This window comes from Streptomyces sp. NPDC016640 (assembly GCF_043076215.1).
GTDB lineage: Bacteria > Actinomycetota > Actinomycetes > Streptomycetales > Streptomycetaceae > Streptomyces.
This window is the reverse complement of record NZ_JBIBRG010000003.1, coordinates 56610-78284: the sequence shown is the minus strand read 5'-3', so window position 1 is coordinate 78284 and position 21675 is coordinate 56610. Positions and strand designations below refer to the sequence as shown.

At 72.4% G+C, this 21675-nt stretch carries 14 protein-coding genes and 2 pseudogenes; 12 read left to right on the top strand and 4 right to left on the bottom strand.

The features are described 5' to 3' along the window. Positions 1–113: 113 nt before the first annotated feature. Positions 114–1172, bottom strand: a complete 1059-nt coding sequence (locus ACF07S_RS07210) for a PucR family transcriptional regulator (RefSeq protein WP_391973635.1) — start codon at positions 1170–1172, stop codon at positions 114–116. A 245-nt stretch (positions 1173–1417) separates the two neighbouring features. Between ACF07S_RS07210 and ACF07S_RS07205 the strand changes: the two genes are divergently transcribed. The 6 genes and pseudogenes from ACF07S_RS07205 to ACF07S_RS07180 all read left to right on the top strand — a co-directional run bounded on the left by ACF07S_RS07205 (position 1418) and on the right by ACF07S_RS07180 (position 11152). Next, positions 1418–1825 (top strand): hypothetical protein, encoded by a 408-nt coding sequence (locus tag ACF07S_RS07205; protein WP_391973634.1) that lies wholly within the window; start codon positions 1418–1420, stop codon positions 1823–1825. A 72-nt stretch (positions 1826–1897) separates the two neighbouring features. Beyond that, positions 1898–3934, top strand: a complete 2037-nt coding sequence (locus ACF07S_RS07200) for a flotillin family protein (protein ID WP_391973633.1) — start codon at positions 1898–1900, stop codon at positions 3932–3934. Positions 3935–4013: 79 nt separating this feature from the next. Beyond that, the gene (locus tag ACF07S_RS07195) at positions 4014–8909 is read left to right on the top strand and encodes a DNA repair ATPase (protein WP_391973632.1); all 4896 of its coding nucleotides are present in this window, start codon (positions 4014–4016) and stop codon (positions 8907–8909) included. A 144-nt stretch (positions 8910–9053) separates the two neighbouring features. Next, positions 9054–9257, top strand: a pseudogene (locus tag ACF07S_RS07190) (transposase); the annotation flags it as partial. 344 nt (positions 9258–9601) lie between these two features. Continuing rightward, positions 9602–10444 carry a MurR/RpiR family transcriptional regulator gene (locus tag ACF07S_RS07185; protein ID WP_391963554.1) on the top strand — a complete coding sequence of 281 codons (843 nt, stop codon included), beginning with the start codon at positions 9602–9604 and terminating at the stop codon, positions 10442–10444. A gap of 123 nt (positions 10445–10567) precedes the next feature. Then, positions 10568–11152, top strand: coding sequence for a hypothetical protein (locus ACF07S_RS07180; protein WP_391963553.1), 585 nt, complete (start codon positions 10568–10570; stop codon positions 11150–11152). Positions 11153–11221: 69 nt separating this feature from the next. Here the strand turns inward: ACF07S_RS07180 and ACF07S_RS07175 are convergent. Then, positions 11222–11486, bottom strand: a pseudogene (locus tag ACF07S_RS07175) (diaminopimelate decarboxylase); the annotation flags it as partial. 243 nt (positions 11487–11729) lie between these two features. On the opposite strand from ACF07S_RS07175, the gene hutU reads away from it, so the two are divergent. From hutU to hutI, 4 genes are read left to right on the top strand one after another with little or no spacing between them, the layout of a single operon-like run. Beyond that, positions 11730–13394, top strand: a complete 1665-nt coding sequence (hutU, locus tag ACF07S_RS07170; RefSeq protein WP_391973631.1) for a urocanate hydratase — start codon at positions 11730–11732, stop codon at positions 13392–13394. Beyond that, complete coding sequence (locus ACF07S_RS07165) at positions 13391–14608, top strand: allantoate amidohydrolase (protein WP_391973630.1); 1218 nt, start codon at positions 13391–13393, stop codon at positions 14606–14608. The genes hutU and ACF07S_RS07165 overlap by 4 nt, the downstream gene beginning before the upstream one ends. Continuing rightward, entirely contained in the window at positions 14605–15990 is a 1386-nt protein-coding gene (locus ACF07S_RS07160) for a formimidoylglutamate deiminase (protein ID WP_391973629.1), read from the top strand. Before ACF07S_RS07165 ends, ACF07S_RS07160 begins: the two co-directional genes overlap by 4 nt. Then, entirely contained in the window at positions 15987–17177 is a 1191-nt protein-coding gene (hutI, locus tag ACF07S_RS07155) for an imidazolonepropionase (RefSeq protein ID WP_391973628.1), read from the top strand. Before ACF07S_RS07160 ends, hutI begins: the two co-directional genes overlap by 4 nt. Positions 17178–17317: 140 nt before the next feature. Here the strand turns inward: hutI and ACF07S_RS07150 are convergent, their stop codons facing one another. Further along, positions 17318–18244: an RNA polymerase sigma factor SigF gene (locus tag ACF07S_RS07150; RefSeq protein ID WP_391973627.1), complete on the bottom strand. Its 927-nt coding sequence runs from the start codon at positions 18242–18244 to the stop codon at positions 17318–17320. A 242-nt stretch (positions 18245–18486) separates the two neighbouring features. On the opposite strand from ACF07S_RS07150, the gene ACF07S_RS07145 reads away from it, so the two are divergent. Further along, the gene (locus ACF07S_RS07145; protein WP_030821652.1) at positions 18487–18864 is read left to right on the top strand and encodes an STAS domain-containing protein; all 378 of its coding nucleotides are present in this window, start codon (positions 18487–18489) and stop codon (positions 18862–18864) included. A gap of 241 nt (positions 18865–19105) precedes the next feature. After that, the gene (locus tag ACF07S_RS07140) at positions 19106–19678 is read left to right on the top strand and encodes an ATP-binding protein (protein WP_391963547.1); all 573 of its coding nucleotides are present in this window, start codon (positions 19106–19108) and stop codon (positions 19676–19678) included. 171 nt (positions 19679–19849) lie between these two features. On the opposite strand, the gene ACF07S_RS07135 is transcribed toward ACF07S_RS07140, so the two are convergent. Beyond that, positions 19850–21346, bottom strand: coding sequence for an oligopeptide:H+ symporter (locus ACF07S_RS07135; protein ID WP_391963546.1), 1497 nt, complete (start codon positions 21344–21346; stop codon positions 19850–19852). Positions 21347–21675: the final 329 nt, after the last annotated feature.

Sequence of the window (21675 nt, the reverse complement as noted above, 5' to 3'; positions counted from 1 at the left end):
CAGGGAGACGACGCGCCAGGCGCCGGCCCCGACCGACTTGGCGCGCCCAGGATCTGGCGGCCCACCAAAACTCCGGCGAAGTGGCCCGCACCTGACCTCGCCCGCAGGGCGCGTCAGAGTTCCTGGGCGGGCCAGTCCAGCAGCCGTGCTCCGATCACCGCGGTCTGCAGCATGTACCGGTGGGCCGGATCGGCCGGGTTGGCGCCGGTGAGCTTGTGGATGCGTTCCAGTCGGTAGGTCAGGGCCCGCACGCTGAGGGTGAGGCGGCGGGCTGCCTCGGCGGCCACGCAGCCGGAGTCGAAGTAGGCGGTGAGGGTGTCCAGGAGGGGCTGGGCGCCGCCGCGGGCCGTGGTGAGTGGGCCGAGGGTATTGATGACGAGTTCGGCCATGGCCTGACGGTCACGGGTGAGGACGGGGTAGACGAGCAGGTCGGCCGCCCGCAGCACCGGATCTTCCAGTTCGAGGCGCTCGGCGAGCTCCAGGGCGTTGAGTGCCTCCTCGTAGGAGTGGACGACCCCGCCGGGACCGGGCTGGGGGCGGCCGATGGCGACCCGGCCGCCGTCGGTGGCGGCATGGGCCTGCTTCGCGAAGTGGGCGAGGACCTCGTCCTGGGGGCCGGGGGCGATGCACAGCAGCCGCCCGTCCTTGGTGGTGAGCAGGATACTGCGGTCTCCGAAGCGTGCTATGAGGGCGCGTTCCACCTGGCGGGGTACGCGATCGCCCTCCTCGTAGGCGGTGGGACCCTCGGCGACGGCGACGGCGTGGGCATGCGAGAGGCGCAGACCGAAGCGTTCAGCGCGTTCGGCGAGGCGTCCGAGGTCGCTGCGGCCGTAGAGGAGGTCGTCGATGAACTCGCGGCGGGCGGCCTCTTCCTGTCGGACGGCCTGGCGCTGGGCCCGCTCGAAGCCCTCGGCGAAGGCGTCCGTCGCCTGCTGTACGGCGGCCAGGACGCTGTCGGCCGAGGCGGGGCCGGACGGCCATGCGGCGCGTGCGGCGGTCAGATGGGCGCTGACCAGGGCCCGCAGCCCGTGGCCGTCGTCAGCCGCCTGCTCTCCGAGTACCCGTCGGAAGGTCAGTTCTTCCCGGGTGAGGCGCCGACCCGTGGCCGCGACCTCGCCGAGTATCTGGGCGTAACCCTCCAGATACTGATCCGGAATCCCCAAATCCACCATGTTCCCCCCAAGTTCTTGACGCACCGCTGACGGCTTCTTGGCCGCTGACCGGCATCCAGACCCTAGACAACACTGCCGGGAACCGGCAATGCGCGGGCAGGCGCCGGGGGTGCAGCATGGGTTGCGGGGAGCGCTGCCGGGGAATGCGGTGCCGGACACCGGCAGATGTCCGGCACCGGACCCCTGAGCGAGCGGTGTTCCGCCGACGCGGTTGACGGGCAGTGCGGACGAGACAGGGGGACGGCATGCGGACGTTGCTGTCGGTCGTCACCGGCCCGCCCACGATCCTGTTGACCACCGCCCTCGTCGTGCTGCTGTGCTTCTGGCTCCTCGTCGCCGCGGGTCTCACCTCGGTCGGCACCTTCGACGCGGACGCCAGCCTCCGGGCCTGGGGCATGGGCGGCGTACCCGTGGCGGTAGCCGTCACCATGCCGACGGCCATGGCCTGGTTCCTCAGTGCCGGGGGCGTCCTCCTGCTGGCCGTGTGCGCGCCGCCGTGTGCCGTCACCGGGCTGCTGCGCATGCTCCTGCCCGTCGCCGCCCTGCCCGTCGCATGGCGACCGACCTGCCTGTTCGTGCGTCCCCTGCACCGGCTCTTCCCCGACGAACCCGGCCTGCCCGGTCGCGGCCGGACACGCGACCACGCCGCCTGAGCAGTACCCCCGTCGGCCTCCCCGCCGGCCCCCTCACGCCTCGTTTTCCTTCACGCCTCAAGGACGTATGCCATGAATGTCATCCTCCTGGGCGCCGGCGTGCTCGTCGCCGTCGCCCTGCTCGCCGTACTGCTCGTCTCCCTGCTGTTCCGCAAGGTGGAGCAGGGCAAGGCGCTGATCGTCTCCAAGCTGCGGAAGGTCGATGTGACCTTCACCGGGCAGGTCGTGCTGCCCGTGCTGCACAAGGCCGAGGTGATGGACATCTCGGTGAAGGCCATCGAGATCACCCGGACCGGCAAGGACGGTCTGATCTGCCAGGACAACATCCGGGCCGACATCCGGATCACGTTCTTCGTCAAGGTCAACAAGACGGTCGAGGACGTCATCAAGGTCGCGCAGGCCGTCGGCACCGCTCGGGCGAGCGACCGGGACACGCTGCAGGAGCTGTTCCACGCGAAGTTCTCCGAGGCGCTGAAGACCGTCGGCAAGCAGCTGGACTTCACCGACCTCTACACCAAGCGCGAGGAGCTGCGGTACCGGATCATCGAGGTCATCGGCGTCGACCTCAACGGCTACCACCTGGAGGACGCGGCGATCGACTACCTGGAGCAGACGCCGGTCGCCCAGCTCGACCCGGCCAACGTCCTCGACGCCCAGGGCATCCGCAAGATCACCGAGTTGACGGTCGTGGAGCACGTGCGCACCAACGAGGCGCAGCGCACGGAGGAGAAGGAGATCACCCGGCAGAACGTCGACGCCCGCGAGGCCATCCTGGAGCTGGAGCGCCGGCAGGCCGACGCCGAGACCAAGCAGAAGCGGGAGATCGCCACCGTCCGGGCCCGGGAAGAGGCCGAGACGGCGCGGGTGATGGAGGAGGAGCGGCTGCGTGCCCAGGGAGCCTTCCTGGCCACCGAGGAGAAGCTCGGGGTGCAGCGTGAGAACCAGGCCCGCGAGGTCGCCGTCGCCGCGAAGAACCGCGAGCGGGTCATCGCCATCGAGAACGAGCGCATCGAGAAGGACCGGCTCCTCGAAGTCATCGGCCGGGAACGCGAGACGCAGCTGACCCGGATCGCCGCCGAGAAGGAGGTCGAGGCGGAGAGGCGGGACATCGCCGAGGTCATTCGTGAGCGCGTCGCCGTGGACCGCACGGTCGCCGAGCAGGAGGAGTCCATCAAGAAGCTGCGGGCCGTGGAGGAGGCGGAGCGGCAGCGGCAGACCGTGATCATCGCCGCCGAAGCCGAGGCGCAGGAGAAGCTGGTCAAGGACATCAAGGCCGCCGAAGCCGCCGAGCAGGCCGCCACCCACCGCGCGGCCGAGGAACTGACGCTGGCGCAGGCCCGGTTGAAGACGGCCGACCTCGACGCCCAGGCCAAGCTCCGCCTCGCCGAGGGCATCCAGGCGGAGGCCGCTGCCGAAGGGCTCGCCGCCGTCCAGGTCCGCGACAAGGAAGCCGACGTCATCGAGAAGGCGGGCCGTGCTGAAGCCGCCGCCACCGAGGCCCGGCTGCGGGCGGAGGCCGAAGGCGCGCAGGCCCAGGCACTCGCGGACGCCGCGGCCATCGGTGAGAAGCTCAAGGCCGAGGCCGAGGGGCTGACCCAGAAGGCCGCAGCCATGGCCGCCCTCGACGACGCCTCGCGCGGGCATGAGGAGTACCGGCTGCGCGTCCAGGCGGACAAGGAGATCCGCCTCGCGGGCCTCGACGTGCAGCGGCAGGTCGCCGAGGCGCAAGCCACGGTGCTCGCCACCGGGCTGGAGAGCGCCGACATCAGCATCGTCGGCGGCGAGTCGGTCTTCTTCGACCGGCTGATGTCCTCGATCGCACTCGGCAAGGGCGTCGACGGGTTCGTCCAGCACTCCGAGACAGCGCAGGCCCTGGCCCGGCCCTGGCTGGAGGGCACCTCCAGCTTCACCGACGACCTGGGCCGCATCCTCGGCTCGGTCACCACGGCCGATGTGCAGAACCTGACGGTCTCGGCGCTGCTGATGAAGCTGATGAGGACCGGCGGGGCCGACTCGGGGCAGCTCCAGCAGCTGCTCGACAGGGCCGGCGAGCTGGGCCTGGCGGACAAGCCGCTCACCACCCTGAACGGCAGTGCCGTCCGCGCCTGACCCGCCCCTTCGGCCCGGAGCCGCCGCACAGGGGACGGCGGCTCCGGACCACGTTCCTCGACTTCCCGAGAGGCATGCCATGACGACCGTCCCGGACGCCGGCACGTACGACCCCGTGGACAGGGGCACGTACGAGGTGCTGCGCGACCGCCTCACTGCCCAGGCCGCCGAGCTGGCCCGGCGCGCCGAGGCGCTCAACGCCCGCCGCATCGAGGAGTTCGGCTCGACGCGGTTCGAGCTCGCCGGCACCAAGCGACTGCGCACCGAGCACGCGGCGGTGCCCCGGGACGTCGTCGCGGTGGGTGAGGCGCTGCTGTTCAGCTGCAACGCAGTCCCGAGCCGGGAGGCCGACACACGCGTCGGCGACGTCCTGGCCCTGTACGACCGCAACCTGGAACCGCTGCCCGACGACGCCGTCCCCGGCCTGCTCGACGACCCCGCCTTCGTCCGCGAGTTCGCCGCCCTGCACCGCTACTACCGCCACGCCCGCCTGCTCCGGCTCCGACGCACCGAGGGCAAGCTTCTCGCCGTCTTCCAGACCGGTGAGAAGGCGGACGACACGCGGGTGCTGCGCTGGGCCCTCTCCGACGGCGGACGGGCCACCTTCCTCGACGCGCGGGGCGATCGCGACCACGTCCTCCCCCCGTCCCACGACGTCGAATGGATCGACAGCACGCGCGAGGACCACGTCCTCGGACGGCATCCGCTCGTCTCCCTCCACGGCGAGGTGTTCGTCTCCACGGTCGGCGGCGTGCTGACCGTCAAGGTCGACGACGACACCGAGACGGCAGAAGGCGTGTACACCGAGCCCGTCGACGAGCCACTTCAGTCCCTCGCGGACGCGGACATCGCGCACGCGCGCGTGGGCGCCCTGGTCCTCCTGCGAGTCCGCCCCTACAAGGAGGACACCGACCGCCACCTGGTGTTCAACACCCTCACCAGAACCGTCGTCCGCCTCGACGGCATCGGCCGGGCGTGCCGCCGCCTGCCCGACGACCAGGGGATCGTCTTCCCCGGCGGCTACTGCCTGGCCACCGGCGGCCACAAGACGTACGAACTCGACACGACGGAGCTTGAGTTCGAACGGGAGATCCGCTCCCCGAACGGCGAGGACGTGCTCTACGCCTTCCGCGCACGCGTGGAGGGCCGCAGCCTCCTTCTCCCGTACAACACGATCCGCAAGGAGACGGCGGGCCCCCTACCCTGCCAAGGCTGGGCGCTCTTCGACGACGGCGCGCTCGCAGTCCTCCGGGCCGACGCCGGGGAACCGCAGCGCGTCCACCCCGTGCAGCTGTGGAACTCCCCGTACGTCTCGGACACCCATGCCGCCGCCCAGCCGGCCGGCACCGGCCCCCTGGCACGCATCGGCAACGCCGACCTCGTGCGCGGCATCTCCGACTGCCTCTCGGTCACGGGCGCCGTCGCCGATACGACACCCACGACCGAGGTGTACGAGGCACTCCTGGCCGCCTGCGCCCGGGCGACGGACACCCACCACTGGCTGGCCGACCCCGAACTCGGCGACCTCCACACCCCGCTGGCTCAACTCCGCGACACGGCCCAACAGGTCCTGGCCGAGTTCGAGACCGTCCAGGCCCTCACCCGGCAGGCCGAGGGCGCGCTCGCCGAAGCCGCCGCCCGGGTCGCCGAGGTCGTACGACGATTGCGGGGCGAGGCCCCACGCGGCGCGGCAGGCTGGGTGACCGGGTTGACCGAGCTGCGCCGCGCGCAGGGCCATCTGCTCACCCTCAAGGACATGCGGTACGCGGACACAGCCCGCATCGATGAACTGGCCGCCGCCATCGAGTCCGACCTCGCCGCCTTCGGCCGGCGTGCCGTGGCGCACCTCGCACGCGAGGACGCCTTCGCCGACCATCACGCGCAGGCCGAGCGGCTCGTCGCCGACGCCGAGGCGATCGCCACCGTGGCCGAGGCGGCGCCCGTCGCAGCCCGCACGGACGAACTCACCGACGGGCTGCGCACGGTGACCGAGGTCGTCGCCGGTCTCGACATCGCCGACGCCACGGTCCGCACCGCGATCCTGGAGCGCATCGCCGAGGTCCTCGGCGGTGTCAACCGTGCCCGCGCCACCCTCGACGGCCGTCGCCGCGGGCTCCTCGACCGGGAGGGACGGGCTGAGTTCTCCGCCGAACTCGCCCTGCTGGGCCAGTCCGTCACCGGCGCGCTCACCGCCGCCGACAGCCCGGAGGCCTGCGACGAGCAGCTCGCCCGCCTGCTCGTACAGGTGGAGAACCTGGAGTCCCGGTTCGCCGAGTTCGACGACTTCCTCACCACCCTCGCCGACAGGCGCGACGAGATCCACGAGGCGTTCTCCGCCCGCAAGCAGACCCTCGCCGACGCCCGCGCCCGGCGCGCCGAACGCCTGGCCGACTCGGCGGCCCGCATCCTGCGGACCGTCACCCGCCGGGCCGCCGCCCAGACGGACACGGACACCGTCGCGACGTACTTCACCTCCGACCCGATGCCCGCCAAGGTCCGCCGCATCGCCGACGAACTGCGCGACCTCGGCGACCAAGCGAGAGCCGAGGAGCTCGACGGCCGCCTCGAGGCCGCCCGCCAGGAAGCGCTCCGAGCCCTGCGCGACCGCACCGACCTCTACAGCGACGACGGCCGCACGATCCGTCTCGGTACCCACAGCTTCGCCGTCAACACCCAGCCCCTCGACCTCACCCTCGTCCCGCACGGCGACACCCTCGCCTTCGCCCTGACCGGCACCGACTACCGCTCCCCGGTCACGGAACCCGACTTCACCGCCGCCCACCCGTACTGGGACCGCCCCCTGCCCTCGGAGTCACCCGAGGTCTACCGGGCCGAGCACCTCGCCGCCCGCCTGCTGGACGAACACGGTCCCCAGGCGCTGGCAGAGGCCGACCTGCCCACCCTCGTGCGGCAGGCCGCAGAGGCGGCGTACGACGAGGGCTACGAGCGCGGGGTCCACGACCACGACGCGACAGCGATCCTCACCGCGCTCCTGCGCCTGCACGAGGGCGCCGGTCCGCTGCGCCACGAACCGGCCGCGCGAGCAGCCGCCCAGATGTTCTGGGCGCACGGCACGACGGACGGGGAGCGCCAGAGCTGGACCCGGCGCGCGGTGTCCCTCGCCCGGGCCCGGGACACCTTCGGCCTGGCACCCGCGATCGCCGACCTGCAACGGGAGCTGGCGGACGTAGCGGGCGGAGAAGCGGCGGCCACGTACCTCTTCGAAGAGCTGACCAGTGGCCCGCCCGGCTTCGTCATCAGTACCGGCACCCGCACCCTGCTGGAGAAGTTCCGCCGCACCGTGGGCACCTCGGCCTACGACGACGACCTCACCGCCCTCACCGACCCGGCCGCCCGCGCGCAACTGGTCGAGGCATGGCTGACGGCGTACACCACCGCCACCGGCACCGACCTCACCCCAGGCGACCTGGCCGAGGCGGTGACCGCCGAACTCTGCCCCGGCCTGCCCCGTTACGAGTCCGACGCGCCGCTCACGCAGACCGTCACGGGACTGCTCGGCACCCACCCCCGCATCACCGGCCGTGCCCTCACGGTCCGCGTCGACGAACTCCTCGCCCGCACACGGCGTTTCCGCACCAGAGACGTACCCGGCCACCGCGCCTACCAGCAGCGCCGCACAGCCCTGGTGGACGCCGAACATGCCCGTCTCCGCCTGGGCGAGTACCGGCCGCGCGTGATGTCGGCGTTCGTACGCAGCGGACTCATCGACGAGGTGTACCTTCCGCTCATCGGCGACAGCCTCGCCAAGCAGCTCGGCACCACCGGCGAGTCCAAGCGCACCGACTCCGGTGGCCTGCTCCTGCTCATCTCCCCGCCCGGCTACGGCAAGACGACCCTCATGGAGTACGTCGCCGACCGGCTCGGCATGATCCTGGTCAAGGTCGACGGCCCGGCACTCGGCCACACCGTCACCTCGCTCGACCCGGCCGAGGCGCCGAACGCCACCTCCCGCCAGGAGATCGAGAAGATCAACTTCGCGCTGGCGGCGGGCAACAACACCCTCCTCTACCTGGACGACATCCAGCACACCTCGCCCGAACTGCTCCAGAAGTTCATCCCCCTCTGCGACGCCACCCGCCGCATCGAGGGTGTGCGGGACGGCGACCCGCGCACCTACGACCTGCGCGGCAAACGCTTCGCCGTCTGCATGGCCGGCAACCCCTACACCGAGTCCGGCAGCCGCTTCCAGGTGCCCGACATGCTCGCCAACCGCGCCGACGTGTGGAACCTCGGCGACGTCCTGACCGGCAAGGACGACGTCTTCGCGCGCAGCTTCATCGAGAACGCCCTCACCGCCAACCCCGTCCTCGCCCCGCTCGCCGGCCGCGACCGCGCCGACCTCGACCTGCTGATCCGCCTCGCGCAACGCGACCCGGCAGCTCGTGCGGACCGCCTGACGCATCCCTACGCCCCCGTAGAGCTGGAGCGGATCCTGGCCGTACTGCGTCACCTGCTCACCGCCCGGGAAACGGTCCTGGCCGTGAACGCGGCCTACATCGCCTCGGCAGCACAGTCGGACACGACCCGCACGGAACCACCCTTCCGGCTCCAGGGCTCCTACCGCACCATGAACAAGATCGCCCAGCGCGTGCAACCCGTCATGAACGACGAGGAGCTGGCCGCGCTGATCGAGGACCAGTACCGGGCCGAGGCCCAGACCCTCACCAGCGGTGCCGAGGCCAATCTCCTCAAGCTGGCCGAGCTGCGCGCCACTCTCACCGGGGAGCAGTCGGCCCGCTGGACCGAATTGAAGGCGGCCCACGTCCGAGCCCAGTCCCTCGGCGGACCCGAGGACGACCACATCACCCGGGCCGTCTCCGCCCTCGGCCTCCTGGCCGACCGGATCGCAGCCGTCGAGTCGGCGATCAACCGGGCGAGCGACCCGCGACACCTGGCGATGAACCCCAAGGCCCGGCACGCCGCAGGGCCGGTACCGGGCGGTGGCGGGGGCTGAAAAACGGCATGCGCACCCGGTCCCGAGCGAACCGGACACCGGCGCCCGCGGAGGTGCCCAGGTCCTCACCGAGGAAGAGCGCGGTGAGACCGTTGCTGATGGCCTGCGCCTGCTGGAGGCCGTCGGCTTCGTCCAGCCCCTCAACTCGAGCGTCGCCGACGTGCCGAGCAGGCCCTCATCAGCGGGGTCGCCACCGCCTGCCTGCTCGGGCTCTCCACCCGCGGAGTCGAGAAGATCGCCGAGTCCCTCGACGTCATTCAGCTGTCGAAGTCGCAGGTCAGCGCGATGGCCAAGCACCTGGACGAGCAGGTCGCCGCTTTCCGCAACCGGTCCCTGGACGCTGTACCCCGAAGACGGGGGCCGGACGTCCGAGGAAACCCCTCGAAGGCGCAGCCCCATCAGGTCGGCGATCTCGGCCGGTGGGCAGATGTTCGCTCGCGCCAGCCGGTCCACCCGTGATTCGAAGGCCTCATCGGCGAGCGGGGCTGTGACCAGTGCTAATCGCCGTGGCGGCACACATCCCCCTCGAAAGTGATCTACGTCACTATCGTTTAGGGGTTCGTGCTATCGAGTGCACTCTCATTTTGCTCTGCCGCACTCATCGGGACGCGTGGGCGGCGCGACTCCGCGCGCGGTTGTATAACGGCATGCAGGAGTTGCGATGGATGAATAGGTCGAGGGGGAGTCACGGCATGAGCGGCACCGAGAGCCCTGCCGCGCGCCTGCAGGCGCTCTTCGAGGGGCACCGGCTGACGCCGACCCAGCGGCGCATCGCGCACAGCATGGTGCGGCGCGCCGCCGATGTGCCGTTCCTGTCCAGCGTGGAGCTGGCCGAGCTGGCGGGGGTCAGCCAGCCCTCGGTGACCCGGTTCGCCGTCGCCCTCGGCTTCGACGGCTACCCCTCCCTGCGCCGGCATCTGCGCGAGGTCGTGCCCGCCGGGCCCGCGCCGGAGTCCGGCTCGTACAACGAGTACCAGCAGGCCGTCGAGGCCGAGATCGAGAACCTGCGGCATCTCGCGGAGGCGCTGGCCGACCCCGGGCCGGTGCGGCGGGCGGGACGGGTCCTCGCGGACAGCCGGCCCCTGCCCGTGCTGGGACTGCGGGCTGCTGCGGCCCAGGCGCACGGTTTCGCCTACTTCGCCGCCAAGGTCCATCCGGACGTACGGCTGCTCAACGAGGGCGGCACGATGCTCCACGACCGTATCGACGCCGCCGCCCGGGCCGGAGCCAGCGCGCTGCTGTGCTTCGCGCTGCCCCGGCATCCCCGCGAGGTCGTCGACAGCCTCGTCCACGCCAAGGAGACGGGGCTGACCGTCGTCACCGTCGCCGAATCCCCGTTCGCGCCGGTCGCCAAGGTGTCCGACCTGCTGCTGCCCGCGGCCGTCGGCACCGGGCTCGCCTTCGACACGGCGTGCGCGCCGATGCTGCTGGGCCGGGTGCTGCTGGAGGCGATGTGCGACGACCTGCCCGACGCGCAGGCGCGGCTGGAGGAGTTCGACGCGAAGGCGGCGGCGCGCGGGCTGTTCGTGGAGTGACGGACGCGGCCCGTCCGGCCCGCGTTCTCAGACTCGTCTCACCTTCCGCCGCTACGGTTCCGTCCCTCAGGGGACGTCGTCGGACGTCGGACGCGGCACTGTGTGAGACACGGGAGGCTGGACGTGACGCGTGGAGGACAGGGGCTGGCCCGGGTGGCCGTCGTCGTGCGGGCCGGGGCGGCGCCACTGTGGTGGCTGGGAGTGGTCGCGGCGGGCACCGGAGCCCTGGTGCCGGGACTGACCGGGCGCCGGATCGGCGTCCTGGCGGGGGCCGCGCTGTTTCTCGTGGCGGCGGCCGTCGCGGCGTACGGGCGGCGGGGGCGGTATCGCGCGCTGGCCCGCACGGCGGCCCGGGCGGGCAGGCACGACGTGCTCCAGGACCGCGCGGTGACCGTGCGCAACTGGCGCCGGGGACACCGCTGGTGGCTGCTGCTCGCCTTCCTCGCCGCCCTGGGCGCGGCGTTCGCGCTGCCCGCCGCCGGGGGGCTGCTGCTCGCCGGCGGCGGAGCGGGGCTGTGGCTGAAGGCGGCCTGGATCGGGCGGCTGGAGCAGGCCGACGGCGTGCTGCTGTGGGTGCGCGTCGACTGGCTGGACGCCGGCGCGGGCCGCCCCGCCGGCGGGACGGTCAAGGCCTACCGCAGCACCGGCATCGCGGCGGGTGACGCGGCCCCGGGCGGTGCCCGTCGCCGCGCCCCGGCCCTGACCTGACCGACCCCGGGCCGGCGGGGCCCGGGCCCCGCCGGTGGGACGCCGTGCCGTCGTGCCGTCGTGCCCTCGTCAGGGAGTGAGGGGCGTCGTCAGGGCGTCGGCGTGGGCGCCGCCCGACTCGGTCACGATCTCCTCGATCGTCTGGGCGCGGCGGACGGGCGCGAAGGCGGCCCCTCCCGTCCCGTCCGGCACGAAACCGTGAACGGCGGCGCGGGGGAGCGAGTTGTACGCGTAGTGGTGGGCGGAGCAGTACGCGCGCGTCCGGCGCCGCCGCGAAGTCCCCCCGTTCCGGCAGCTCCTGCCCCGCGGGACAGGCCGGCCCCACCGCGTCCTCGTCGCGCCGGTCCGCCCGCGGGTCCGTCCCGTCCGCCCGCTCCCCGCGTGCCACCGCTTCCCCCGCCCCGCCGGTGTCCTCCGTGGCCGCGTGCACGTGTCCGGCCGGACACCCGTACGGGCGGGTCGGCGCGCCGACCTCTTGACTAGGTCTATTCAGAGTATGAGGATGTGAATATCCGTAGTTGCCGTGGGGCCGCCCGGTCCACGGGAGCAGCCGGGAGCGAGCACCAGGAGGCAGACCATGTCCGGACCCCGCACCGTCCGAGCACCGCGCGGCACCGAACCGAGCGCCCTGGGATGGCAGCAGGAGGCCGCGCTGCGGATGCTGCAGAACAACCTCGACCCGGAGGTCGCCGAGCACCCCGACAAGCTGGTCGTCTACGGCGGCACCGGGAAGGCGGCCCGTGACTGGCGCTCCTTCGACGCCATGGTCCGCACGCTGCGGACCCTCGAGCAGGACGAGACGATGCTCGTCCAGTCCGGCCGTCCCGTCGGCGTCCTGCAGACCCACGAGTGGGCGCCGCGCGTCCTCATCGCCAACTCCAACCTCGTCGGCGACTGGGCCAACTGGGAGGAGTTCCGCCGCCTGGAGGCCCTCGGCCTGACGATGTACGGGCAGATGACCGCCGGCTCCTGGATCTACATCGGCACCCAGGGCATCCTCCAGGGCACCTACGAGACCTTCGCCGCCGTCGCCGCGAAGAAGTTCGGCGGCACCCTCGCCGGGACCATCACCCTCACCGCCGGGCTCGGCGGCATGGGCGGCGCCCAGCCCCTCGCGGTCACCATGAACGACGGCGTCGCGATCTGCGTCGACTGCGACCCCCGCGCCATCGACCGCCGCATCGAGCACCGCTACCTCGACGTCAGGGCCGACTCCCCCGACCACGCCCTCCAGCTCGCCACCGAGGCCCGCGACGCCCGCCGCCCGCTGTCCGTCGGCGTCCTCGGCAACGCCGCCGAACTGCTCCCGCGGCTGCTCGCCATGGGTGCGCCCATCGACATCGTCACCGACCAGACCTCCGCCCACGACCCGCTGGCCTACCTCCCCGTCGGCATCGCCTTCGAGGACATGGCCGACGCCGCCGCCAAGGACCCGGCCGGCTTCACCACCCGCGCGCGTGAGTCCATGGCCCGGCACGTCGAGGCGATGGTCGGCTTCATGGACGCCGGTGCGGAGGTGTTCGACTACGGCAACTCCATCCGCGGCGAGGCCCGGCTCGCCGGGTACGACCGGGCGTTCGCCTTCCCCGGCTTCGTGCCCGCCTACATCCGCCCCCTCTTCTGCGAGGGCAAGGGCCCCTTCCGGTGGGCCGCGCTGTCGGGCGATCCCGCCGACATCGCCAGGACCGACGAGGCGGTCCTCGACCTCTTCCCGGAGAACGAGTCCCTGGCCCGCTGGATCAGGATGGCGGGGGAGCGGGTCCACTTCCAGGGCCTGCCCGCCCGGATCTGCTGGCTCGGCTACGGCGAGCGGGACAAGGCCGGCGAACGGTTCAACGACATGGTCGCGAGCGGCGAGCTGGCCGCCCCGGTCGTCATCGGCCGCGACCACCTGGACTGCGGCTCCGTCGCCTCCCCGTACCGCGAGACCGAGGCCATGCTCGACGGCTCCGACGCCATCGCCGACTGGCCGCTGCTCAACGCCATGGTCAACGTGGCGTCGGGCGCTTCCTGGGTCTCCCTCCACCACGGCGGCGGCGTCGGCATGGGCCGCTCCCTCCACGCCGGGCAGGTGACGGTCGCCGACGGCACGAAGCTCGCCGGGGAGAAGATCCGCCGGGTGCTCACCAACGACCCGGGCATGGGCGTCATCCGTCATGTGGACGCCGGGTACGACATCGCGGAGTCGGTGGCGGACGAGCGGGGCGTGCGCGTTCCCATGCGCGAGGGTGACGACGCGTGACCTTCCACAGCATGTGGGCGGAACTGCTGCCGATCGGCCGCAGTTCCGCCTCCGGCGGCTACCGCAGGTTCGCGTGGACCGGGGCCGACGCCGACTGCCGGGCCTGGTTCGAGCAGCAGGCCCGCGACCGCGGCCTGGCCTACGAGACCGACCGCAACGGCAACCAGTGGGCCTGGCTCGGCGACCCGGCGCGGGGGGACGCGGTCGTCACCGGCTCGCACCTGGACTCCGTACCCGACGGCGGCGCCTTCGACGGACCCCTCGGCGTGGTGTCCGCCTTCGCGGCCCTCGACGAACTGCGGCGCAGGGAAGCCGAGTTCACCAAGCCGATCGGCATCGTCAACTTCGGCGACGAGGAAGGCGCCCGGTTCGGGCTCGCCTGCGTCGGCTCCCGGCTCACCGCCGGGGCGCTCACCGTTGAGCAGGCCCACCGCCTGACCGACGCGGAGGGCGTCACCCTCCCGCAGGCCATGGCGGCCGCCGGCCACGACCCCGACGCCATCGGCGCCGACCCCGAGCGGCTCGGCCGCATCGGCGCCTTCGTCGAACTCCACGTCGAACAGGGCCGCGCCCTCGACCTGTCCGGCGACCGCGTCGGCATCGCGAGCGCCATCTGGCCGCACGGCCGCTGGCGGTTCGACTTCCGCGGCGAGGCCAACCACGCCGGCACCACCCGCCTCGCCGACCGGCGCGACCCGATGCTGCCGTACGCCGAGACCGTCCTCGCCGCCCGCCGCGAGGCCGAACTCGCCGGTGCCGTCGCCACCTTCGGCAAGATCGCCGTGGAGCCGAACGGCGTCAACGCCGTCCCCTCCCTGGTGCGCGGCTGGCTCGACTCCCGCGCCGCCGACCAGGAGAGCCTGGACGCCGTGGTGGGCGGGGTGGAGAAGGCCGCGCGGGAGTACGCCGCCGCCCACGGCGTCGACCTCGGCGTCGAGCGCGAGTCCTTCACCCCCGTCGTCGAGTTCGACCACGTCCTGCGCGACGAACTCGCCCGCGTCCTCGGCACCGGCACGGGCCCGAAGGTGCCCGTCCTCGGCACCGGCGCCGGACACGACGCCGGGATCCTCTCCGGCCGGGTCCCCACCGCCATGCTGTTCGTGCGCAACCCCACCGGCGTCTCGCACTCCCCGGCCGAGTTCGCGGCCGAGGACGACTGCGTGGCCGGGGTGGAGGCACTCGCCGACGTACTGGAAGGACTGGCCCGCACGTGACTGCCGCCCAGCGGACGTACTGGCTGGAGCACGCCTGGCTCGGCGCCCTCCCCCGAGCTCTCGGCTCCGCTCGAGCAGGGGGGAACCCCATCGGGCCGGGCGTGACCGTCGCCGTACAGGACGGCCGCATCACCGCCGTCCACCCCGACACCCCCACCCCGCCACCCGGCGCCGAGGTCCTGCGCGGACTGACGCTCCCCGGGCTGGCCAACGCCCACAGCCACGCCTTCCACCGCGCCCTGCGCTCCGCCGTCCAGGTGGGCTCCGGCACCTTCTGGACCTGGCGCGACGTCATGTACGCCACCGCCGGCCGGCTCACCCCGGACACCTACCACGCCCTGGCCCGCGCCGTGTACGCCGAGATGGCGCTGGCCGGCATCACGGCCGTCGGCGAGTTCCACTACGTCCACCACGCCCCCGGCGGCACCCCCTACGCCGACCCCAACGCCATGGGCGAGGCACTCCTCGCGGCCGCCGCCGACGCCGGCATCCGCATCACCCTCCTCGACACCGCCTACCTCTCCTCCGGTTTCGGCCGGCCGCCCACCGCCCACCAGCTCCGCTTCTCCGACGGCGACGCGGACGCGTGGGCCACACGCTGTTCCCTTCTCAAGGAACGGGACCACGCACGGATCGGGGCGGCCGTCCACTCCGTCCGGGCCGTGCCGGCGGAGCAGCTGGCGACCGTGGCGCGGTGGGCCGAGGAGCGGCGGGCCCCGCTCCACGTGCATTTGTCCGAGCAGACCGCCGAGAACGACGCCTGCCGGGAGGCCCACGGCTGCACCCCGACCCAGCTCCTGGCCCTGCACGGCGTCCTCGGACCCCGCACCACCGGCGTCCACAACACCCACCTCACCGCCGAGGACATCGCCCTCATCGGCGGCAGCGGCACCGGCACCTGCATGTGCCCGACCACGGAACGGGACCTCGCGGACGGCATCGGGCCCGCCGCGGCCCTGCAGAACGAGGGCTCCCCGCTCTCCCTCGGCTCCGACAGCCACGCCGTGATCGACCTGCTCGAAGAGGCACGGGCGATGGAGCTGAACGAGCGCCTGCGCACCCGCACCCGGGGCCACTGGACGGCCGCCGCCCTGCTGCGGGCCGCCACCGCGGACGGACACGCCGCCCTCGGCTGGGGCGAGGCGGGCACCATCGAACCCGGCGCCCTCGCCGACCTCACGACGATCGCGCTCGACTCGGTCAGAACCGCGGGCCCGCTGCCCGGGCTGGGAGCCGAGACGGCCGTATTCGCCGCGACCGCGGCGGACGTACGGCACACGGTCGTGGGAGGCCGGCACGTCGTACGCGACGGTGCGCACACGCTGGTACCCGATGTGCCCGGAGCCCTCGCGCGGGCGGTCGACGCCCTGCGCGCCCGATGACCACCCACGAGGACACGATGAGCACCGTCATCACCAACATCGCCACGCTGGTCACCAACGACCCCTCCTCCGGTGACGGATCTCCCCTCGGTCTGGTCCGGGAGGCGGCCGTCGTCATCGACGGCGACCGCATCGCGTGGACCGGTGACACAAGGAAAGCACCCGCCACTGACAACCGGTTCGACGCGGGGGGCCGGGCGGTCCTGCCGGGCTTCGTCGACTCCCACTCCCACCTGGTCTTCGCCGGTGACCGCACCGAGGAGTTCAACGCCCGGATGTCGGGCCGCCCCTACCACGCCGGCGGCATCCGCACGACCGTCGCCGCCACCCGGGCCGCCGGCGACGGGGAACTGGAGGCGAACCTCACCCTCCTCCTCGGCGAGGCGCTCCGCCAGGGCACCACGACCTTCGAGACCAAGTCCGGCTACGGCCTGACCGTCGAGGACGAGGCCCGCGCCCTGCGCGTGGCCGCCGCCCACACCGAGGAGGTCACCTACCTCGGCGCCCACGTCGTCGCCCCCGAGTACGCCGACGACCCGGCCGCGTACGTGGCCCTGGTCACCGGCGAGATGCTCGACGCCTGCGCGCCGCACGCCCGCTGGATCGACGTCTTCTGCGAACAGGGCGCCTTCGACGGCGACCAGGCCCGCGCGATCCTCACCGCCGGAAGGGCCAGGGGCCTGCACCCGCGCATCCACGCCAACCAGCTCTCGTACGGCCCCGGCGTCCAGCTGGCCGTGGAACTCGACGCGGCCAGCGCCGACCACTGCACCCACCTCACCGACGCCGACGTGGACGCCCTCGCCCACGGCAGCACCGTGGCGACCCTGCTGCCCGGCGCCGAGTTCTCCACCCGCGCCGAGTGGCCCGACGCCCGCCGGCTGCTCGACGCGGGCGTCACCGTCGCGCTGTCCACGGACTGCAACCCGGGGTCGTCGTTCACGTCCTCGGTGCCGTTCTGCGTCGCGCTCGCCGTGCGGGACATGGGCATGACGCCGGACGAGGCGGTCTGGTCGGCCACGGCCGGCGGCGCGGCGGCCCTGCGCCGCTCCGACATCGGCCGGCTGACCCCGGGAGCCCGGGCCGATCTGGTCCTGCTCGACGCCCCGAGCCACGTCCACCTCGCCTACCGCCCCGGCGTCCCGCTGGTCGCGGGCGTCTGGCGAAGCGGCGTCCGCGTGTGCTGAGCACACGCCGACGCGGACCCGTGCCGGCGCCGCTCCGGGCCGCCCGTCACCGCTCCGGGCGCGCCGGGGACGAGGCGCGCGGAGCGCCCGGTGCCCGTGCGGGGGCACGGGGCGCCGACGGGGCGCGGGACGCGGTCCCGTCACTCCTCGACGGTCAGCCCCTTGCGCAGCTTGACCAGCGTCCGTGACAGCAGGCGGGAGACGTGCATCTGCGAGATGCCCAGCTCCTCGCCGATCTCCGACTGGGTCATGCCCGCGACGAAGCGCAGGGACAGGATCCTCCGGTCCCGCGGCGGCAGTTCGGCGATCAGCGGCTTCAACGACTCGACGTACTCGATGCCTTCGAGTCCGTGGTCCTCGTAGCCGATGCGGTCCGCCAGCGCGCCCTCGGCGTCGTCCTCCTCCGGCTGGGCGTCCAGCGAGGAGGCGGTGTAGGCGTTCGACGCCGCCATGCCCTCGACCACCTCGTCGTTGCCGATGCCCAGACGCTCGGCCAGTTCGGCCACGGTCGGCGCCCGGTCCAGCTGCTGGGCCAGTTCGTCGCCGGCCTTGGCCAGGTCGAGCCGGAGCTCCTGCAGCCGGCGCGGCACGCGCACGGACCACGAGGTGTCGCGGAAGAAGCGCTTGATCTCACCGATGATGGTCGGCATCGCGAACGTGGGGAACTCCACACCGCGCGACAGCTCGAAACGGTCGATCGCCTTGATCAGGCCGATGGTGCCGACCTGGATGATGTCCTCCATCGGCTCGCTGCGCGAGCGGAACCGGGAGGCGGCGAACTTCACCAGGGCGAGGTTCAGTTCGACGAGCGTGTTGCGTACGTACGAGTACTCGTGAGTGCCTTCCTCCAGCGACTCCAGGCGCTCGAAGAGGGTCTTGGACAGGGCCCGCGCGTCGACCGGGCCCACCTCGTCGTACGGGGGGATCTCCGGAAGACCTGCGAGCAGGTCGTCCGGGACGACACTCATGTCGTCCTGCTCGAGGGGGTGCAGATGTTCCGGTGGGAGTGCCGACGTCGCTTTCCGGGTAGGCGATGCGTCGAGCCGGGGTGACATGATGTCCTCCATCGTTCTCGGCATATGGCTGCCGAAGCCGATACGTGCACTGCGGTGTGCGGCGCCTCCAAAGCCGGCCGTGGTGTCGGGTACGTGTTCTTACTAGCCCTACCCGCTTTCCGGAGCCCACCGCAAGTGCGCTCTGTTGGCATATGTCCGTTTGTGCGCGATTGTTCGGGTGTCGGAGCGTGGCCGGAGGGCGTAATGTTCGAGGGCGTCAGGAAGCAGCCACGACGTCGGGAGAGAGAGACGGCATGGACCGCGGGACGGTCGGCAGCGCACAGTCGGGCCGGCTTCTGGTCGAGGTGCGAGAAGAGGGCCCCAGTGCCGTCGTGACTCCGGCGGGTGAGTTGGATCACCACACCGCCGATCTGTTGCGGGAGCCACTGGAGGACTGCCTCGCCAAGGGATTCAAGCGGCTCGTCATCGACTGCTCCCGGTTGGAGTTCTGTGACTCCACGGGGCTGAACGTGCTGCTCGGTGCCCGGCTGAAGGCCGAGGCGGCCGGGGGCGGGGTTCATCTCGTGGGCATGCAGCCCGTGGTCGCGCGGGTCTTCGAGATCACGGGCGCGGACGCGGTGTTCGCCGTCCACGACACGCTCGAGGCGGCCCTGGCCGACGATTCGGCGTGACCCGCGCGGGCAGGCCCGGCGGGGCGCTCCGCCGCTCCCGTTGCCGGAGGGGTTCTTCCGTGGCGCGTTTCCGCGTGAAAACGGGGGTGTCCGCCGGGTCGGCCCGGGCAGGAGACAACGTGAACGTTCCGGTCCCGGTGGCCGCGAGGGCGCCCAGAACCGGATGCGTCGTGCGCGCGTGACTGATCGAGGACGGAATTTTTTGAATCCTGAACTGGTGACACGGTGAGGTGAAGCGCTGATGAGCACCACCCGGCCCTACTCGCCGGGCGACCGCGGTCCGGAACCCGGCGGCGCTTCCGGGGTGCCCGGGGGCGGCGTGCCGGCGGGGAGCGCGCCCGACGGTGGCGTGACCGCGCGGACCGGGCCACCGGGGACTCCGGGTGCCACGGGGGCCCCGGACGGCGGCCGGGTCCGCCGGCTGAGCTTCGACGGGGAGAGCGGGGTCGTTCCGCTCGCCCGCGACTTCACCCGGCAGGCGCTGCACGCGTGGGGCTGGCTGCCCGCCGCCACCGCGGACCGGCGGGCCGCCGCCGAGGACGTCCTGCTCGTCGTCTCCGAACTGGTCACCAACGCCTGCCTGCACGCCGAAGGGCCGGACCATCTCGCCATCACCTGCGACAACAAGGTGATCCGGCTCGAGGTCACCGACCGGGGCACGGGCCAGCCGGCCCCGCGCACCCCGCACCGGGCGGGCCGGCCCGGTGGCCACGGCATGTTTATCGTGCAGCGGCTCTGCCTGGACTGGGGGGTCGTACGGACCCCGGACGTCGCCGGCAAGACGGTCTGGGCGGAACTCGGGACTCCCGCGTAATCCGCTCCGTCCCGCCTGTCCTGCGGTGACGCACGGTCCGTCCCGCCCCGTCCGTCCCGCGGGGCGGTCCTCGCCTGCCTGCCGCACCCGCGGTGACGCCCCGCCCGCACCCCGCGCGAGGGCCCCGCGTCCACCGGACGCGGGGCCCTTCGCCGTTCCCCGGGGGACGGCTCAGCGGACGTCGCCCATGAGGGACTTGACCTTGTTGCGGTACGCCCACACCGCGACACCGGCGATTACGGCCAGGCCGGCCTCCATCGCGACGATGCCCGTCCTGTTCAGGTCGACGCCGGCGAGGGAGAGCAGTCCGGTCGTGGCGTCACCGGCGGTGACGGCCAGGAACCAGACGCCCATCATCTGCGAGGCGTACTTCGCGGGCGCCATCTTCGTGGTGACCGACAGGCCGACGGGGGAGAGCAGCAGCTCGCCGACGGTCTGCGTGAAGTAGATCGCCACCAGCCACAGCGCCGCGGCCTTGTGCCCGCCCTCGGCGATGGACAGCGGGGCCAGGAAGAGGAAGAAGGACGCGCCGACCAGCACCAGACCGGAGGCGAACTTCACGATCGTGCTCGGCTCCTTGCCGCGCCGGTTCAGCGCCAGCCAGAACCACGCGAAGACCGGGGCCAGCGCCATGATCAGGACCGGGTTGACCGACTGGTACCAGGAGACCGGGAACGCCCAGCCGAGGACGCGGTTGTCGGCCGACGAGTCGGCGAAGAGCGACAGGGTCGAGCCGCCCTGGTCGTAGATCATCCAGAAGATCGCGGCGGCGACGAAGAACCAGACGTAGGCGGACATCTTCGACTGCTCGGCGCGGTCCAGGTCCTTGTCGCGCTTGATGCGGACCAGCACCGTCACCGGAATGATCACGCCGAGCAGCGTCAGCGGGACCAGGACCCAGTTCAGCGTGTAGGTGCCGGACAGGCCGAGGGCGGCGTAGGCGACGACGGCGATGCCCGCCCACAGCGCGGCCTTGCGCAGCGTCGAGGACTTCTCCTCGGCCGACAGCGGCTTCGGCACCACGCTGGAGTGCGCGTCCAGGTGGCGGCTGCCCAGCAGGAACTGCACCAGGCCCAGGCCCATGCCCAGCGCGGCGAGCGCGAAGCCGAGGTGCCAGTTCACGCTCTCGCCGACGGTGCCGATGATCAGCGGCGCGGCGAAGGCACCGAGGTTGATGCCCATGTAGAAGACGGTGAAGCCGCCGTCGCGGCGCGGGTCGTCCGGACCCTTGTAGAGGTGGCCCACCATCGTGGAGATGTTGGCCTTCAGCAGACCCGAACCGATGGCGACCAGGCCGAGACCCGCGTAGAAGGTGCCCGAGGAGGGCAGGGCCAGCGTGAGGTGGCCGAGCATGATGACCACGCCGGCGACGGCGACGGTCTTGCGGGGACCCCAGACGCGGTCGCCGAACCAGCCGCCGGGCATGGCGAGCAGGTACACCAGCGACACGTACACCGAGTAGATCGCCGTCGCGGTGCCGGCGTTCAGGGCGAGACCGCCCGGCGCGACGAGGTACAGCGGGAGCAGAGCCCTCATGCCGTAGTAGGAGAACCGCTCCCACATCTCGGTCATGAAGAGAGTGGCCAGTCCGCGGGGGTGGCCGAAGAAGGTCTTCTCGGACCCGGGGGTGCCCGGGGTGACCGAGTCCTTCGTCAGGCTGGACGCCATGGTCGTTCCTTGCTGGTCGGGACGCGTCACGCGAACGTGTACGCGCCCGGTGGGGGGCGGCCGGCACCGGCGGGCCGTGCCGTCCGCCCCACGCCCGGGGGAGGCCACCCCGGATCGCGGGGGCGGCGGACGGCGACCACCGGGATCCACGCCTCCTCCGCGCGTCCATGCGCGGTGAGGCCCGGCCACAGGTCGTTCCTTCCGGGGCCGGCGGAAACCGGCCCGCACACAAAAGAGACCTTCGGCGTCAACTGCGCCAAAGGCCCCCATGGTGCAACATGCGTTGATTCACCATACGGCAGGTCAGTGCCGGATATGGAAGGACTTGA